The sequence below is a fragment of the Streptomyces sp. NPDC047079 genome, from assembly GCF_040643755.1.
GTDB lineage: Bacteria > Actinomycetota > Actinomycetes > Streptomycetales > Streptomycetaceae > Streptomyces.
Genome location: NZ_JBEYUZ010000006.1, coordinates 202,356 through 217,996, shown reverse-complemented (window position 1 = coordinate 217,996; position 15,641 = coordinate 202,356). Strand labels below are relative to the sequence as shown.

The 15,641-nt window shown below is 73.2% G+C and carries 15 protein-coding genes and 1 riboswitch; of the genes, 7 read left to right on the top strand and 8 right to left on the bottom strand.

Annotated elements, in window-relative coordinates:
- Nucleotides 1-250 precede the first annotated feature (250 nt).
- From ABZ823_RS11880 to ABZ823_RS11870, 3 genes are all read right to left on the bottom strand, one after another.
- A complete protein-coding gene (locus ABZ823_RS11880; RefSeq protein WP_361657357.1) occupies nucleotides 251-634 on the bottom strand; it encodes a DUF3040 domain-containing protein in 384 nt (127 codons plus the stop codon).
- A gap of 276 nt (nucleotides 635-910) precedes the next feature.
- The gene (locus ABZ823_RS11875; protein ID WP_361657354.1) at nucleotides 911-1,681 is read right to left on the bottom strand and encodes a methyltransferase; all 771 of its coding nucleotides are present in this window, start codon (nucleotides 1,679-1,681) and stop codon (nucleotides 911-913) included.
- Nucleotides 1,682-1,908: 227 nt separating this feature from the next.
- Complete coding sequence (locus tag ABZ823_RS11870; protein ID WP_361657351.1) at nucleotides 1,909-2,493, bottom strand: SAV_6107 family HEPN domain-containing protein; 585 nt, start codon at nucleotides 2,491-2,493, stop codon at nucleotides 1,909-1,911.
- 187 nt (nucleotides 2,494-2,680) lie between these two features.
- On the opposite strand from ABZ823_RS11870, the gene ABZ823_RS11865 reads away from it, so the two are divergent.
- From ABZ823_RS11865 to ABZ823_RS11850, 4 genes are all read left to right on the top strand, one after another.
- Complete coding sequence (locus ABZ823_RS11865; protein ID WP_361657348.1) at nucleotides 2,681-3,589, top strand: ATP-binding cassette domain-containing protein; 909 nt, start codon at nucleotides 2,681-2,683, stop codon at nucleotides 3,587-3,589.
- A complete protein-coding gene (locus ABZ823_RS11860; RefSeq protein ID WP_361657345.1) occupies nucleotides 3,561-5,645 on the top strand; it encodes a YhgE/Pip domain-containing protein in 2,085 nt (694 codons plus the stop codon). Before ABZ823_RS11865 ends, ABZ823_RS11860 begins: the two co-directional genes overlap by 29 nt.
- 56 nt (nucleotides 5,646-5,701) lie before the next feature.
- Nucleotides 5,702-6,334, top strand: a complete 633-nt coding sequence (locus tag ABZ823_RS11855) for a TetR/AcrR family transcriptional regulator (protein ID WP_361657342.1) — start codon at nucleotides 5,702-5,704, stop codon at nucleotides 6,332-6,334.
- A 420-nt stretch (nucleotides 6,335-6,754) separates the two neighbouring features.
- Nucleotides 6,755-8,281, top strand: coding sequence for an NAD(P)/FAD-dependent oxidoreductase (locus ABZ823_RS11850; protein ID WP_361657339.1), 1,527 nt, complete (start codon nucleotides 6,755-6,757; stop codon nucleotides 8,279-8,281).
- 76 nt (nucleotides 8,282-8,357) lie between these two features.
- Here the strand turns inward: ABZ823_RS11850 and ABZ823_RS11845 are convergent, their stop codons facing one another.
- The 5 genes from ABZ823_RS11845 to ABZ823_RS11825 form a co-directional block, all read right to left on the bottom strand.
- Complete coding sequence (locus tag ABZ823_RS11845) at nucleotides 8,358-9,287, bottom strand: hypothetical protein (protein ID WP_361657336.1); 930 nt, start codon at nucleotides 9,285-9,287, stop codon at nucleotides 8,358-8,360.
- Nucleotides 9,288-9,343: 56 nt separating this feature from the next.
- Nucleotides 9,344-10,267, bottom strand: coding sequence for a methylenetetrahydrofolate reductase [NAD(P)H] (gene metF, locus ABZ823_RS11840; RefSeq protein ID WP_361657333.1), 924 nt, complete (start codon nucleotides 10,265-10,267; stop codon nucleotides 9,344-9,346).
- Between the two features lie 213 nt (nucleotides 10,268-10,480).
- Nucleotides 10,481-11,131: a thiamine phosphate synthase gene (gene thiE, locus ABZ823_RS11835; RefSeq protein ID WP_361657330.1), complete on the bottom strand. Its 651-nt coding sequence runs from the start codon at nucleotides 11,129-11,131 to the stop codon at nucleotides 10,481-10,483.
- Nucleotides 11,132-11,243: 112 nt separating this feature from the next.
- Nucleotides 11,244-11,609, bottom strand: coding sequence for an Rv2175c family DNA-binding protein (locus ABZ823_RS11830; RefSeq protein WP_234514974.1), 366 nt, complete (start codon nucleotides 11,607-11,609; stop codon nucleotides 11,244-11,246).
- Between the two features lie 187 nt (nucleotides 11,610-11,796).
- Nucleotides 11,797-13,023, bottom strand: a complete 1,227-nt coding sequence (locus tag ABZ823_RS11825; RefSeq protein WP_361657326.1) for an FAD-dependent oxidoreductase — start codon at nucleotides 13,021-13,023, stop codon at nucleotides 11,797-11,799.
- Between the two features lie 221 nt (nucleotides 13,024-13,244).
- Nucleotides 13,245-13,356, top strand: a riboswitch (TPP riboswitch).
- On the opposite strand from ABZ823_RS11825, the gene thiO reads away from it, so the two are divergent.
- From thiO to ABZ823_RS11810, 3 genes are all read left to right on the top strand, one after another.
- On the top strand, nucleotides 13,355-14,521 hold the full coding sequence (gene thiO, locus ABZ823_RS11820; protein ID WP_361657323.1) for a glycine oxidase ThiO: 1,167 nt from the start codon (nucleotides 13,355-13,357) through the stop codon (nucleotides 14,519-14,521). (Overlaps the previous riboswitch by 2 nt.)
- The gene (gene thiS, locus ABZ823_RS11815; protein WP_361657320.1) at nucleotides 14,518-14,718 is read left to right on the top strand and encodes a sulfur carrier protein ThiS; all 201 of its coding nucleotides are present in this window, start codon (nucleotides 14,518-14,520) and stop codon (nucleotides 14,716-14,718) included. The genes thiO and thiS overlap by 4 nt, the downstream gene beginning before the upstream one ends.
- 4 nt (nucleotides 14,719-14,722) lie before the next feature.
- Entirely contained in the window at nucleotides 14,723-15,517 is a 795-nt protein-coding gene (locus ABZ823_RS11810) for a thiazole synthase (protein WP_361657317.1), read from the top strand.
- Nucleotides 15,518-15,641: the final 124 nt, after the last annotated feature.

The window sequence follows — 15,641 nt, the reverse complement described above, 5'->3', positions numbered from 1 at the left end:
ACTCAAGGGGCCGTCCCGCCGGGCGGGGCGGCCGACGCGGGCGCCTTCCGTCCCGGGAGCGGCGGCGGATGGGCCTCCCTGGCCCCTCTCGCCTGCGCGAAGCGACCGGCGGCCTCCCGTGCCGGCCCACGGCCCGTGAAAGCGTGAGAGGCCCGCGCAACCGGAGCATCCGGCGGCCGGGTATGCGTGAGAGGGCGGCCACCCGATCGGTGGCCGCCCCCTCGCGGAAGTCCTTGGCTTGTGCCTGAGGCTAGTGACCCTGTTCGTCGCGGCGCCGCTGCCAGCGCTGTTCGATACGGTCCATCATGGAGCGCCGCTGCCTGGCCTGCCTGCGGGCGCCCGACGCCCCCTGTTCACCCGGCTTGGGAACCTTGCGCCAACCGGTCACGACTAGCACCGCGCAGCCCAGCATGACGAGGAACCCCACCACGCTGATCCAGATCTGCTGTGCGACCATACCGGCCATGAGGAGCGCGATACCCACCAGGAAGCCCGCCGCCGCCTGGTAGACCCGTCGCCGGGTGTACGTACGCAGCCCGCTTCCCTCAAGCGCTGTCGCGAACTTGGGATCTTCGGCGTACAGCGCTCGCTCCATTTGCTCGAGCATTCGCTGCTCGTGCTCCGAGAGCGGCACGGAGTCCTCCTCATCGTGCAGTCGCCGGGGCGACCGGGGGTCCCCTTCAGGATAGGCAGGGAATCGCCCCCTTGAAACCCGCCCCTCTACGCCAATTGGCCAACCGGGATCCGCCATGGCCGTCCTGGCTCACTGAGGCTTCCATTCCCCAGTGGCCGACCCGTCATGCCGGGCGGTCTCCCTCGATCATACGGCGCACACCCTCCGATCGGGGGTCCTGTGGCGTACTCCATCCGCCGCCGCTTCGCTGATCAGCAGCGCGTCACGGCAGCCGGATCAGACCCCGGCCGCACCCCGGGTCTCACCGAGGACATGGAGCTGTGTGGCCACGGAGTGGAAGGCGGGGACCTCCGCGGCCGTGGCCTCCAGCGCGAGGAGCGCGTCGAGGGCGCCCGGTTCGGTGTCCACGAGGACTCCGGGAACGAGGTCCGCGAAGACCCGGACGCCGTGCACGGCCGATACGCCGAGGCCCGCGTCCTCCACGAGCGCGGTGAGCTGCTCCGCGGTGAATCGGTGGGGCACGGGGTCGCCCTCGCCCCAGCGGCCGTCGGGGTCCTGGAGCGCCTGCTTGGCCTCCTTGAAGTGACCGGCGAGGGCCCGCGCCAGTACGGCGCCGCCGAGCCCCGCGGCGAGCAGGCTCAGCACGCCCTCGGGCCGCAGCGCGGCGACCACGTTGCGGACGCCCTCGGCGGGGTCGTCCACGTACTCCAGGACGCCGTGGCACAGCACGACGTCATAGCCCTCCGGCTCGACCACGTCGAAGAGGCCGTGCGCGTCGCCCTGGACGCCCCGCACCCGGTCGGCGACACCGGCCTCGGCCGCCCGGCGCTCCAGCGCGAACAGGGCGTTCGGGCTGGGGTCGACCACGGTGACGCGGTGGCCGAGGCGGGCGACGGGCACCGCGAAGTTGCCGCTGCCGCCACCGGTGTCGAGGACGTCCAGCACGTCCCGCCCCGTGGCCTTGACGCGGCGGTCCAGGGCGTCCTTGAGGACCTCCCAGACCACGGCGGTACGGAGAGAGGCGCGGGGGCGCATCGGGTCCGACACGGCAGTTGACTCCTCGGCGCGGCACCGCCTGGTGTACGGCGGAGCGATCGGACGGCCTTGGGCCCCGGTACCAGGGCGAAAGGCTTCAGGCGCCTCCACCCTATTGCCTCCGGCGCCCTGCCCGGAGCCCCGACCCACGCCGGCGCCCGGCCCCCACCACCGGGACCCGCACCGCCTCCCATGCCCCGGCGGAAGCCCCGGTGCAATCCGCGGCCGGACCCCCGCGGTCACCCCGCGTCCTGGATCTCCCCCTCTCCGGTCACCCTCTCGCCTGCCTCCCTCCCCCCGGTGTCCCGCCCGCCGCCTTGCCGTGGCTGCGGCAGAACCGGCTGGAGCAGCAGCGTCCGCTCGACCAGGCGCAGGAACATCGCCACGTCCCGTATCAGATCGTCGGCGTCGCGGGTGCTGGCCGCGCCCTGGATGCCGGCCTCGGCGCGGGCGCGGCGAGCGGCACCGGAGGCGAACAGCGCGCTCCACTCGGTGAGTTCGGGCGCGATCTCGGGGAGCACTTCCCAGGCGCTCCTGATCCTGGCGCGGCGGCGGGCCGTCGGCTCCGGCCGTCCGCGCGCGGCGAGCACGGCGGCCGCGGTGCGCAGGGCGGCCAGATGGGCCGTCGCGTACCGCTCGTTGGGGGTTTCCAGCCGGGCCGCCTCGTCCAGTCCGGCGCGGGCCTGGGCGAGCAGGTCCAGCGCGGCGGGCGGAGCCGTGGCCCGGCGCAGTACGGGGTGCACGTCGCTCGCCGGGCCGGTCAGTGAGGGGGCAGGGCCGGTGGCGCGGCGCCGGCGTGCGGCACCCGCGGGATAGCTGGCCATGACGAACCTCCTGTCGTCTGCGTGACGGCGCTGTGGCCGTATGTGCCCATCGTGGGGTACGGCACTGACAATCGGCTCTGACCTGCGCCTTTGCTTCGTTCGTAGGTTCGGGTTATTTTTGCACTGACCAGTCAGTTCAAAACCGGTTCCCGCGACTGGGCCGCGTGCCCCGGGGAACGAGGGGGGCATGGACATGCCGGAGGCAGCGGCCGCCGGGGCCACCGTGGAGGCCGTGGACCTCGGCCTGAAGGGCCCGCGCGGCCAGGTGTTCCGAGGAGTCCGCGTTAAGGCCCCGCCCGGCTCGCTCATCGCCATCGAAGGGCCGTCGGGCTCGGGCCGGACCTGTCTGCTGCTGACGCTCACCGGACGGATGAAGCCGAGCGAGGGCCGTGCCACCGTCGGTGGGCACCACCTACCCAAGGGGATGTCCGCGGTGCGCCGGATCAGCGCGGTCGCGAACGTGTCCGGTGTCACCGACCTGGAGCCGGCGCTGACCGTGGGCGAGCACCTGCGCGAACGGGCCCTGCTGGAGCGCCGGTTCGGCGACTCCCTGCGCGCGCTGCTGCGGCCGCGCAGGGAGCGCGCGGCGGCGGCGAGGCAACGTATCGACGCCGCCCTCACCGCGGCCGGGCTCGACCAGGACGCGCTGCCCAAGGGCCCCTGCACCGCCCTACGCGATCTGGAGCGCCTTGAGGCCCTGCGGCTGTCCGTGGCCCTGGCCCTGATCAGCCGGCCGCGCCTGCTCGCCGTCGACGACGCCGACCTCAAGCTCTCCGCCGGCGAACGCGCCGAGGTCTGGGCCCTGTTGAGGTCCGTGGCCGAGACCGGGACCACGGTGCTCGCGGTGTGTGCCGAGGCCCCGCAGGACGCGATGGTGGTGTCGACGACGCCCGGCCCTCAGGTGCCGCGAGACGGGGACGTGCACCCGCCGGACGGCGAACGCGGCGCGCAGGACGCGCCCCTGGAGGCCGCCACCCCCGAAGAGCCGTCCGGGGACACACCCGAGGAGGCCACCACCCCCGAAGAGCCGTCCGAGGACGGCGCAGACGACGACAAGGAGACGGCGGATGCGCTCGCCGAAACTGGCCGCGCTTGAGCTGAGGCGGTTCGGCAGGGGACGGCTGCCGCGCGCGGCACTGGTCGCGCTCCTGCTGCTGCCGCTGCTGTACGGCGCCCTGTACCTGTGTTCGTTCTGGGACCCGTACGGCCGCCTGGACCGCATCCCCGTGGCACTCGTCGACGACGACAAGGGGGCGACGGCGGACGGCCGGAGGATCACCGCGGGCGACGACCTCGCCGAGGGACTGCGCAAGAGCAAGACCTTCGAGTGGCACGAGGTGAACGCCGACGAGGCCAGGCGGGGCGTCGAGGACGGCACCTACTACCTGTCGCTGACGATGCCGTCCGACTTCAGCCAGCGGATCGCCTCCAGCTCCGGGAAGTCCCCCGAGACCGGCGCCCTCCAGGTGCGGACCAACGACGCGAACAACTACATCGTGGGGCAGATCTCCAAGACGGTGTTCAACGAGGTGCGCGCGGCGGCCTCCACCAAGGCGTCGAGGTCGTTCCTGGACAGGATCTTCATCTCCTTCTCCGACATCCACGGCAAGACCGTGCAGGCCGCCGAGGGGGCCGACCGGCTCACGGGCGGGATCGGCAAGGCGGAGAAGGGCTCCAAGGACCTCGCCGACGGACTCCAGGAGGCCGAGAACGGCAGCGGGAGGCTTTCGAGCGGCCTGACGAAGCTCACCAGGGGCGCGGGCGACCTCCAGAGCGGGGCACAGCAGGTCGCCGACGGCACCCGGGCGCTGGCCGACCGGGTGGACGGAACGGCCGAGAAGGTGCGGCCGTTCCTGAAGAAGAACAGCAGGCAGATCGCCGACACGGCGACAGTGGTGGCCGATTCGGCGGGCGTGATCAGGGACCACCTCGAGGCGTTCGTCACCACGGCCCCGGTCGCGGAGAGCGGCACCCGCAAGGCGTCCGAGACGCTGAACGCGGTCTACGAAAGGCGCTGTGTGGGGCAGCTCCTGCCCGATCCCGCGTGCGACGACCTCAAGAAGGCGAAGGACGCGGCGGCGCAGGCCGCGAAGCTCGCCCACGACGTGAACACGGTGGTGCGGGACTACCACGGCGACATGACCGCCCTGGACGCGGACCTGAAGACGCTCCAGCGGCAGGCCCGGGCCCTCGCCCAGGCGGCACCGCACCTGTCCGAGGACCTCGACGACGCGGTCGCCAAGGTGGACGCGCTCAACAGGGGCGCCGCCCAGGTCGCTCAGGGAGCGAGGACCCTGCACACCGGACTGGGCACCGCGCAGACGGGCGCGGCCGACCTGGACGAGGGCCTCGGCCGGCTGGAGTCGGGCGCGATCGACCTCAACGGAGGCATGTACAAGCTCGCCGACGGCTCCGGGAAGCTCGCGGGCGGGCTGCACGACGGCGCCTCGAAGATACCCGACTACGACAAGCATGACCGCGACCGCCGCACCGACGTGATGGCCGACCCGGTGCAGCTCGCCTCCAGGGACCTGCACAAGGCGCCCAACTACGGCACCGGTTTCGCCCCGTACTTCATTCCGCTGTCCCTGTGGGTCGGCGCCATGGTGGCGTACATGCTGATCCCGCCGCTGAACCGGCGCGCCCTCGCGGCGGGCGCCCCGGCCCGGCGGATCGCGCTGGCGGGCTGGCTGCCGGTGGCCGCCGTGGGCATCCTCCAGACTGCCGCGCTCATGGCCGTGCTGCACTGGGCCATCGGCCTGGAGATGGTGCGGGCGGCCGGCACGATCGGGTTCCTGTTCCTGGTGGCGGCGTGCTTCGCGGCAATCGTGCAGTGGCTGAACGCGTGCTTCGGGGCGGCGGGCCGGATCCTCGTTCTCGCCCTGCTGATGCTCCAGCTGACCTCCGCGGGCGGCACCTACCCCGTGCAGACCAGTCCGTCCTTCTTCAACGCGATCCACCCTTTCCTGCCGATGAGTTACGTCGTCGAGGCCCTCCGCAGGCTCATCACCGGCGGAGGTCTCGGGCCCGTGTGGCAGGCGTGCGCGGTGCTGACGGCATTCACCGTGGGCGCTCTCGCGCTCACCGCCCTGTCAGCCCGCCGCAGGCAGGTGTGGACCCTCAACCGGCTGCACCCGGAACTGACCCTGTGACCGCCGGGGCCGGGCCTGTGCCCTCGGACGCGCCCGTTCCTGTGAGAATCAGGTTCATGGAACGCAGCAGTGCCGCCGCGCCAGGCGGCTCGAGCCGCCGCGAGGCGACCCGGCAGAAGCTCTACGAGGCGGCCGTCACCCTCATCGCGGAGCAGGGCTTCTCCGCGACGACCGTCGACGAGATCGCCGAGCGGGCAGGGGTCGCGAAGGGCACGGTCTACTACAACTTCGCCAGCAAGTCCGTCCTCTTCGAGGAGCTGCTGCGACACGGCGTAGGTCTCCTCACCGCCTCCCTGCGGGAGGCGGCCGAGCAGACCGCCCGGGCCGGCGGCACCAAGGTGGACGCCCTGGACGCCATGATCCGCGCGGGACTCGGCTTCATCGCCCGCTATCCGGCCTTCACCCAGCTGTACGTGGCCGAGCTGTGGCGCACGAACCGGGCCTGGCAGTCCACGCTCATGGTGGTCCGGCGGCAGGTCGTCGCGGCCATCGAGGACGTGCTGCGCGAGGGCGTGGCCAACGGCGAGTTCAGCGAGGAGATCGACGTCCCGCTGACGGCGGCCGCGCTGGTCGGCATGGTCCTGGTGGCGGCCCTGGACTGGCAGTCGTTCCAGCCGGAGCGCTCCTTGGACGACGTCCACGCGGCGCTGTCCAGGCTGATCCAGGGGCGCGTGAGCGGCAGCCGGTAGTGCCTCCGGCGCACGAAGGCGCCGGTCCGAGGTGGCCGCGTCCCCCGCGGACCGCCTCGAACCGGCGCTCTTCGTGTTCCCCCGTGTCCCCCGTCGGGCCCCCGTGCGGTCGTTCCCCCGGGTCTCCCCGTGCCTCGCTTCCGCCGACGGGTCGGCGGAAGGAGCGGGCAAGGGCGCGGGCGCCGTTCCGCCGCCCCGTGCCGGCGGTGTCGGGCCGCACCCCTTTCCGTGCCTCCACTCTCTCGTTCGCGCAGGTCGGATCCCATCCGCGCGCGTACTCATCTCACCGACTAGGTACGGATACTCAGGCCTGAGCGTTCATCCCCACGACAGGGCGGGGCCGGCCTCCCAGATCGCGCCGAAAGGGCTGATCACAGGCTCGAGGCCAGGCTGTCGGCGGTGGCCTATAGAGTCACCGGCATGGCACGGATTGCGGTGATCGGCGCCGGGATGGGCGCGATGGCGGCCGCCGCCCGGCTGGCCGTCGCGGGCCACCGGGTGGTGGTGTACGAACGCACGGAGACATACGGCGGGGCGGTGCGCCGTTTCACACGCGACGGCTTCTCCTTCGACACCGGCCCGGGCCTGCTTCCCCTGCCCGCGGTCTACCGCGACCTGTTCGTCAAGACCGGCAAGGAGCCGCTGGAGAGCTGTGTCGAGCTGGTCCAGGTGGACCCGTCCGCGCGGCACGTCTTCGCGGACGGCACACAGGTCGCGCTGCCGAACGCGTCCCGCGCGGGTGTCGTCTCGGCGCTGGACGCGGCGCTCGGCGGCGGGGCGGGCGAGCGCTGGGGCGACTTCCTGGTACGGGCCCGCGAGGCCTGGGACCGCACGCGCCGCCCGCTCCTGGAGGAGCCGCTGTGGCCCAACTGGCCGGTCCTGGCCAAGCGCGAGCCGTACCCGGCGGTCCCCCACCGGAAGCTGCTGCGCACCCGGCGGGCCGGCACGCTCGCCGAGGTCGGCGCCTTCGAGCTGCGCGATGCGCGGCTGGCGGCCCTCCTGGAGAGCCACGCCCTGGCGCACGGCCTGGATCCCCGGACGGCCCCGGCGAGCGCGGCGGTGCTGCCGTACCTGGAACACGCCTTCGGCACCTGGTATGTGCGCGGCGGGATGCGGGAGCTGGCCCGTGCCGTGTACGAGCGGTGTCTCGCCAGGAAGGTGGAGTTCGTCTTCGGCGCCGAGGTCACCGGGATCGTCGAGAAGGACGGCCGGGCGGCGGGGGTGGAGCTGGCCGTGGACCCCTCCGGGCCGTCCGGCTCCAGGGGAGGGTCGGTGGCGGACGCGGACCATGTGGTCGCCGGGGTGGCGCCCGACGTGCTGGACCGGCTGATGCCGGGGACGGCGCCGGTGCGGGGGGCGCAGGAGGTCGGGCCGCAGCGCGGGATGCCCGGACGGCTGACGGTGCTGCTGGCGCTGCGCGGCGGCCGGCCGGAGGGCACCGCGCACCGGACGGTGGTCCACCCCGCCGATCGTGAGGGCGAGTTGGACCGCCTGTTCGGGGCGGCCGCCGGGCTGCCCACCGCTCCGACGGTGACCGTGCTGCGCCCGGACGATCCCGCGCTGGTGCCCGACACGGGGCACGAGGCGGTCACGCTGACGGTCACGGCGCCGGTGGGTCCCCGCCCGTCCGAGTCCGACGTGGACCGGATCGTCGAGGCCGCCGAGCACGCGATACCCGGTCTTCGCGGCCGTATGCTGTGGCGAGAGGTGCGCAGCCCGGACGACATCGCCGAGGAGACCGGGGCGCCCGGCGGCGCGGTCCCGGCACCCGCCCTCGCGGCGGCCGGCGGCCGGCTGCTACAGCCGTCCAACGGCACACGCCTGCCGGGTCTGTTCACGGTCGGCGGCTGGTCCCACCCCGGCGGCGGCCTCCCCCACGCCGGAATGTCGGGGGCCCTGGTCGCCGGACTGATCGTGGAGGGGCCGGACTTCCGGGGCTCACGGTGAGGCAGCGGGGCGCCCGGTCGTGCGCGAGGGCCCGGTGCTCGGCACCGGGCCCTCGGACACGCTCGACCGCGGTCGCTCAGAAGCGGTAGTGCTCGTCGAAGCCGTGCCCCTGCGAGGTGCTGTTCGACGAGGTGCCGTTCTCCTGGTAGGGGTACGGCTGCTCCTGCGGGAGTTCACCGCCGTACGCGTCGTCGGCGCTGCGCTGCTGGGGGACCCAGACACCGCCGGGCGGGGTCTGGCCGTATGTGCCGGTGGCGTACTGGTCCTGGCCGTACGCCTGCTGTCCGTACTGCTCCTGGCCGCCGTAGGCGGGGTCGTACACGCCTGAGCCGTAGCTCTGGGTGCCGTGGTACGGGTCGGAGTAGCCGTCGTACTGCTGGTGGGTGCCCGGGTAGCCGTAGCCCTCCTGGCCGTAGCCGGAGTAGCCCTCGTAGGCGTAGGCCTGCTGGTCCTGGGGCTGGCCCGCGCTCGCGTAGGACGGGTCCGTGGCGGCCGCGTACGCGGCGCCGTTGTAGACGCCGTACGAACCGGTCTCCTCGGGCAGAGGCTGCGGCTCGTACACGGCGGTCGTCTCGGCGGCGCTCTCCGCGGGCTGGGAGCGGGTGAAGACGTTGTCGTCGTCGTAGGCGTCGTCCTGCTGGTGGGTCGCTCCGGTCATCGGGCCGTCCGGGTCGGGGCCGACGTCCTCCGGTCCGGGCTCCTCGCGGGCCGCCTGGCCCCGGCGGCGCTTGCTGCCGCCGCCCTCGCGGGGACGGTGCCTGACCGCCCAGCCGGCCGCGAAGCCGCGGCGGAACGACAGCGTGACGTAGGTCTGCCCGACCGCGAAGGCGGCCGCGCCGAGTGCGATGACCAGCACGGAGGGGATCAGCACGCCGAACACGACCCCGAGGAAGCCGACGAACGCCAGCAGCCGCCAGCGCAGACGCGCCTTGTACTGCAGCAGCACCTCGCCGAGAAGCCACAGCGCGACGATGCCGAACGCGATGTAGAGGACCGTCCAGCCCATGTACGCCCCTCTCCCAGTGGCCGCTACGCAGTGTGTCGCAGATCGGTGCGACCGGTCTAGGCCCGCTGCGGGTGGTGCAGGCCCAGATTTTCGTAGATTTCCAGCGTCGCCGTCGAGTTGTTGAGTGTAATGAAGTGCAGTCCGGGAACTCCCTCGGCCAGCAGCCTCGCGCAGAACTCCGTGGCGAACTCGATACCGATTGAGCGTACAGCCGTCGGATCGTCTTTCGCTGTGAGGATCCGCTCTTTCAGGGCGGCGGGGAGGGAGGCGTTGCTGAGCTGCGGCAGCCGCTCCAGCATCCGCACACTGGTGACGGGCATGACCTCGGGGATGACCGGGGTCGCGCAGCCGGCCGCGGCGACCCGGTCGCGCAGCCGCAGATACGACTCCGGCTGGAAGAACATCTGGGTGATCGCGTAGTCGGCGCCGGCCCGGCACTTGTCGACGAAGTGCGAGACGTCCGTGTCCCAGTCGCTGGAGCGCGGGTGCATCTCGGGGAAGGCGGCGACACCCACGCAGAAGTCGCCCGACTCCTTGATGAGCCGGACCAGTTCGGCCGCGTAGGTCAGGCCCTTGGGGTGGGCGACCCACTCGCCCATCGGGTCGCCGGGCGGGTCGCCGCGGACCGCGAGCATGTTGCGGATGCCGGCGTCCGCGTACTGGCCGATGATGTTGCGGAGCTCCGCGACGGAGTGGTTGACCGCGGTGAGGTGGGCGACCGGGGTCAGCGTCGTGTCCACGACGATCTGCTGGGTCTCCTTCACCGTGCCCGCACGGGTGGAGCCGCCCGCCCCGTAGGTCACGGAGACGAAGTCCGGGGCGACCGCCTCGACCCTCCTCAGCGCGCTCCACAGGTTCCGCTCGCCCTTGGGGGTCTTCGGCGCCGAGAACTCGAACGAGTACGTCGTCTTGCCGGTGGCGAGGATGTCACGCACCGTCCGCGCGCGATCAGTCCTCGTGGATGCGGTTCCAAGGGCCATAGTCGCAGGTTAGCCAGGGTGAAGCGGTCCCCCAACCGGACGCATTGGATTTGCCCGAATTGTCGCCGTCCTGTCCACCAGTCGGACAGGACGGCACCCTCACGCCCGAATTGTCGATTTGTTGTCCACCAGTCGGACCGCGGCGCGACAAGGCCGGAGAGGCCCGCTGTCGCCGGGGACCCGCGGGCGCCGGGCGCACCGGCCGCGGCGGCGCTACGCCGTCCGCAGCCGCTTCGCGAACTCCGCCGCCGCCGTGCCCGGGTCGTCCGCCTCCGTGATCGCACGGACGACGACCACGCGACGGGCACCGGCCTCCAGCACCTCGTCCAGATTCCCGAGGTCGATGCCGCCGATGGCGAACCAGGGGCGGTCGGTGCCCAGGGCGGCGGTGTGCCGGACCAGGCCGAGGCCGGGGGCGGGACGGCCGGGCTTGGTGGGGGTGGGCCAGCAGGGTCCGGTGCAGAAGTAGTCCACCCCGTCTTGGACGGCGGCGGACTCGGCCTCCGCCGCGGAGTGCGTCGAGCGGCCTATGAGGACGTCGCCGCCGAGAAGGGCGCGGGCCGCGGGGACGGGCAGGTCACCCTGACCGAGGTGCAGAACGTCCGAGGCGGCGGCGTGGGCGATGTCCGCGCGGTCGTTCACCGCCAGCAGCTTTCCGTGGCGGGCACAGGCGTCGGCGAAGACCTCCAGGTGCTCCAGCTCCTCCGCCGCCTCCATGCCCTTGTCGCGCAGCTGCACGATGTCGACGCCGCCGGCCAGGACCGCGTCGAGGAACCCGGCGAGGTCGCCCTGGCGCTTGCGGGCGTCCGTGCACAGGTAGACGCGGGCGTCGGCGAGCCGGGCGGTGCGGGCGGTGTCGGGCACGGTGGATCCCCCCGGGGGTCGGTGGCGTACGGGCCGCGGCGGGCGCGGGCCGGCCGATCGCCGGGGGCCGTGGACCCGCGACCCGTACGCCGGATGGTTGTTCTCGATCGGTTCAGACGGCGAGCGCCTGAGCGCGACGCTTCACCTCCGTGCCGCGATTCTCCCTGAGTGCCTGCGCGGGCGTACCGGGCAGGGTCGGGTCGGAGGTGAAGAGCCACTCGATCATCTCTTCGACCGTAAAGCCGTCGTCCCGCAGCAGGGTCAGGGTGCCGGACAGGCCCTTGACCACCTTGTCCCCGTCGATGAAGGCGGCGGGAACGTGCAGTGCGCGGTTCTCGCCACGGCGTACGGCGATCAGCTGGCCCTCCTTGACCAGCTGCCGCACGCGGGTCACCTCGACGCCGAGTGCTTCGGCGATGTCGGGGACGGTGAGCCAGGCGGGGACGAGAGCATCGATCTTTGCGTCAATCTCGGTCACGGGATCAAGCGTGCCATCCCGGACTGACAGTCGGAAGCGGGGCGCCTCCGGCGGAGTGCCCGGTTGCCTCCGGCGGTGGACACGCAGGGCCCCGGCCTGCCCGCGAACGGAGCACGCCAAGGGGCCGGACGGAGCATGCCGAGGGCCGGACGGAGCATGCCAAGGGGCGGCACGGACGGCCCGGCCCTCAGGCCGTCGCCTCCTTCAGCGGGCGTGACGGATCCGCCAGCAGGTCGGGGTCCATCGGGGTGCCCGACTCGATCAGGCGACGGCCCTGCGCCAGGTCCCGGGGGCGGCCCACCGCCAGCAGGCCCACCAGACGGCCCGAGCGCAGCCAGCACACCGCCCAGGCGGGGCTCTCCGGGTCCCCGCGCCACACCGTCGTGTCGGCGGACGCGTGGTGGCCCACGTACTGGACGAACCGGCCGAACTGCTCCGACCAGAAGTACGGCACGGGGTCGTACGCCATCGGCGTCTCCCCGATGATGTTCGCGGCGACCGTGCGCGGGCCCTGGAGGGCGTTGTCCCAGTGGTGGACCAGCAGGCGCTGCTCGTACCGCCCCGAAGGGAAGGACGCGCAGTCCCCGACCGCGTACACGTCCGGCAACGACGTGCGCAGATGCTCGTCGGCCAGCACCTCCCCGTGCACGCCCAGCTCGATGCCCGAGCCGGCGAGCCACGCGGTGGCCGGGCGCGCTCCGATGCCCACGACCACCGCGCCCGCGGGCACCCGGGACCCGTCGTCGAGCACCACGGCCCCCGGCTCGACGCGGTCCACACGCGCGTGCGTGCGCAGTTCGGCCCCGCTGTCCGCGTACCAGGCCGCCATCGGTGCGGCCACCTCGGCGGGCAGCGCTCCCGCCAGCGGCCGGTCCGCGGCCTCCACCACGGTCACCGCGCAGCCCGCCTCGCGCGCCGCGGTGGCGAACTCGGCACCGATCCATCCCGCGCCCACGACCACGATGTCGTGCTGCTGGGCGAGGACCGGCCGCAGCCGCTCGGCATCGTCCAGCGTGCGCAGCAGATGCACCCCGGGGACGCCCTCCGCGCCCGGCAGCTGGATGGGTTCGGCGCCGGTCGCGAGGACGAGCACGTCGTAGGGGACGGGGCCCTCGGCGGTGTCCAGCTCGTGGTCGCCTGGGCGCAGGCCGACCACCTCGCGGCCCAGCCGCAGCTCGATGCCCAGGGCCTCGAAGTCGACGTCGAATGCGGAGCCCTCGGCCTTGCCGAGCAGTACGGCCTTGGACAGCGGCGGCCTGTCGTAGGGCTGGTGCGGCTCCGCCCCGATCAGCGTCACCGTGCCGGTGAAGCCCTGCTCACGCAGGGCGACCGCGGTCTGCACCCCGGCCATGCCCGCTCCCACGACGACGACGCGCCGTGCCGAACCGCCCCGTGCCTGCGTCTGCTCGCTCACCTGATCACCATAGTCAACTGACAATGTGTCAGTCAGGGGGCATGCTGAGTGACCTGCTGCACAGCACCCGTCCCGCTGCCTGGCACGACCCCGTCCGACCGCGCGTGTACCGGGAACCGGGGGGCGGTCCCTCTTCGCCTACCCGCCGCACGGTCGCACAACCTCGCCCCCATGAGGCTCCCTTACCGGCGCGGACGGGCACGGACTAGGGTGGCCCCCGTACAAGCACTCGCGGGAGCCCGGACGCACCGGGCTGAGAGGGAGGCTGGCGGCCTCCGACCGTACGAACCTGATCCGGGTCATACCGGCGAAGGGAGGGGGCTGGACGCCCATGTCGCCCATACGTACCTCAGACGTCCTCGTCGTCGGGGGCGGGATCATCGGACTGGTCACGGCCTGGCGCGCCGCGCAGCGCGGACTCGCCACCACCGTGGTGGATCCCTCCCCAGGCGGGGGAGCCGCCCAGGTGGCCGCCGGGATGCTCGCCGCCGTCACCGAACTGCACTACGGCGAGCAGACGCTGCTCGCGCTCAACCTGGAGTCCGCCCGCCGCTACCCGGACTTCGCCGCCGAGCTGACCGAGGCCACCGGCCGGGACCTCGGCTACCGCCGGTGCGGCACGCTCGCCGTCGCACTGGACACCGACGACCGCGCCAACCTGCGCGACCTGCACGCCCTGCAACAGCGCTCCGGCCTGGCGTCGGAGTGGCTGAGCGGGCGCGAGTGCCGGCGCCTGGAACCGATGCTCGCGCCGGGTGTGCGCGGCGGGCTCAAGGTCGACGGCGATCACCAGATCGACCCACGGCGGCTCGTCGCGGCGCTGGTCACGGCCTGCGAACGGGCCGGAGTCGTCTTCCACCGGGAGTGGGCCGAGCGGCTGACGGTGCTGAGGGAGCGGGCCGCCGGCATCAGGACCGCCGACGGCACCGACCTCGCCGCGGGGCAGATCGTGCTCGCCGCGGGGAGTCTCAGCGGGCGGCTCGCGGGGGTCCCGGACCAGGTCCTGCCCCCCGTGCGCCCGGTGAAGGGGCAGGTGCTGCGGCTGACCGTGCCGAAGCGGTACGCACCGTTCCTGAGCCGCACCGTGCGCGCCGTCGTCCGCGGCGGCCACCTCTACCTGGTGCCGCGCGAGAACGGCGAGCTGGTGGTGGGCGCGACCAGCGAGGAGCTCGGCTGGGACACGACGGTCACCGCGGGCGGGGTCTACGAGCTGCTGCGCGACGCGCACGAACTGGTCCCCGGGATCACCGAGCTGCCGCTGACCGAGACCCGGGCCGGACTGCGCCCGGGCTCCCCGGACAACGCGCCACTGCTCGGCCCGACGGAACTGGACGGCCTGCTGCTGGCCACGGGGCACTACCGCAACGGCGTCCTGCTCACCCCGGTCACCGGTGACGTCATGGCCCGTGTCCTGGCCACGGGCGAGCTGCCCGCCGAGGCCCGCCCCTTCACCCCCCGGCGGTTCGCCGCCGCCGCGCTCACGGAGCAGCCCGCATGAACATCTCGGTCAACGGGGAGTCCCGCCAGTTCGCTCCCGGCTCCGCGCTCGACGCCGTCGTACGGGCCCTCACCGCGGCCCCCTCCGGCGTGGCCGCCGCTCTCAACGAAACCGTCGTCCCGCGCGCGCAGTGGCCGTCGACGCCCCTGTCCGAGGGGGATCGCGTCGAGGTCCTCACCGCAGTCCAAGGAGGCTGATCCCATGGCCGACGATCCCTTCGTCCTCGGTGGTACGACGTTCTCGTCCCGGTTGATCATGGGGACCGGCGGTGCGCCGAGCCTCGATGTGATGGAGCGCGCGCTGGTGGCGTCCGGCACGCAGCTGACGACGGTCGCGATGCGGCGCGTCGACGCCTCGGTGCACGGCTCGGTGCTGTCCGTGCTCGACCGGCTCGGGATCCGGGTGCTGCCCAACACGGCGGGCTGCTTCACCGCGGGCGAGGCGGTCCTCACCGCCCGTCTCGCCCGCGAGGCGCTGGGCACGGATCTGGTGAAGCTGGAGGTCATCGCCGACGAGCGGACCCTGCTGCCCGACCCGATCGAGCTGCTGGACGCGGCCGAGACGCTGGTCGACGACGGTTTCACGGTGCTGCCGTACACGAACGACGACCCCGTCCTCGCCCGGAAGCTCGAGGACGTCGGCTGCGCCGCGATCATGCCGCTGGGCTCGCCGATCGGATCCGGGCTCGGCATCCGCAACCCACACAACTTCCAGCTGATCGTGGAGCACGCACGCGTGCCGGTGATCCTGGACGCGGGCGCGGGCACGGCCTCGGACGTGGCCCTGGCGATGGAGCTGGGGTGCGCGGGTGTGATGCTCGCCTCGGCGGTCACCCGGGCGCAGGAACCGGTCCTGATGGCGGAGGCGATGCGGCACGCGGTGGAGGCGGGCCGGCTGGCCCGGCAGGCGGGACGCATTCCGCGCCGGCACTTCGCGGAGGCATCGTCGCCGACGGACGGCATGGCTCGGCTGGACCCGGAGCGGCCCGCCTTCTGAGCCCCGGCCGCCTTCCGAGTCCCGGCCCGCCTTCCGAGTCCCGGCCCGCCGTCCGGCGCCGCGCGGCGGGCGGGCGGCGGACGTGCGGGCGCGTGCGGCGCGCGTCACATCTCGGCTGCAGTCC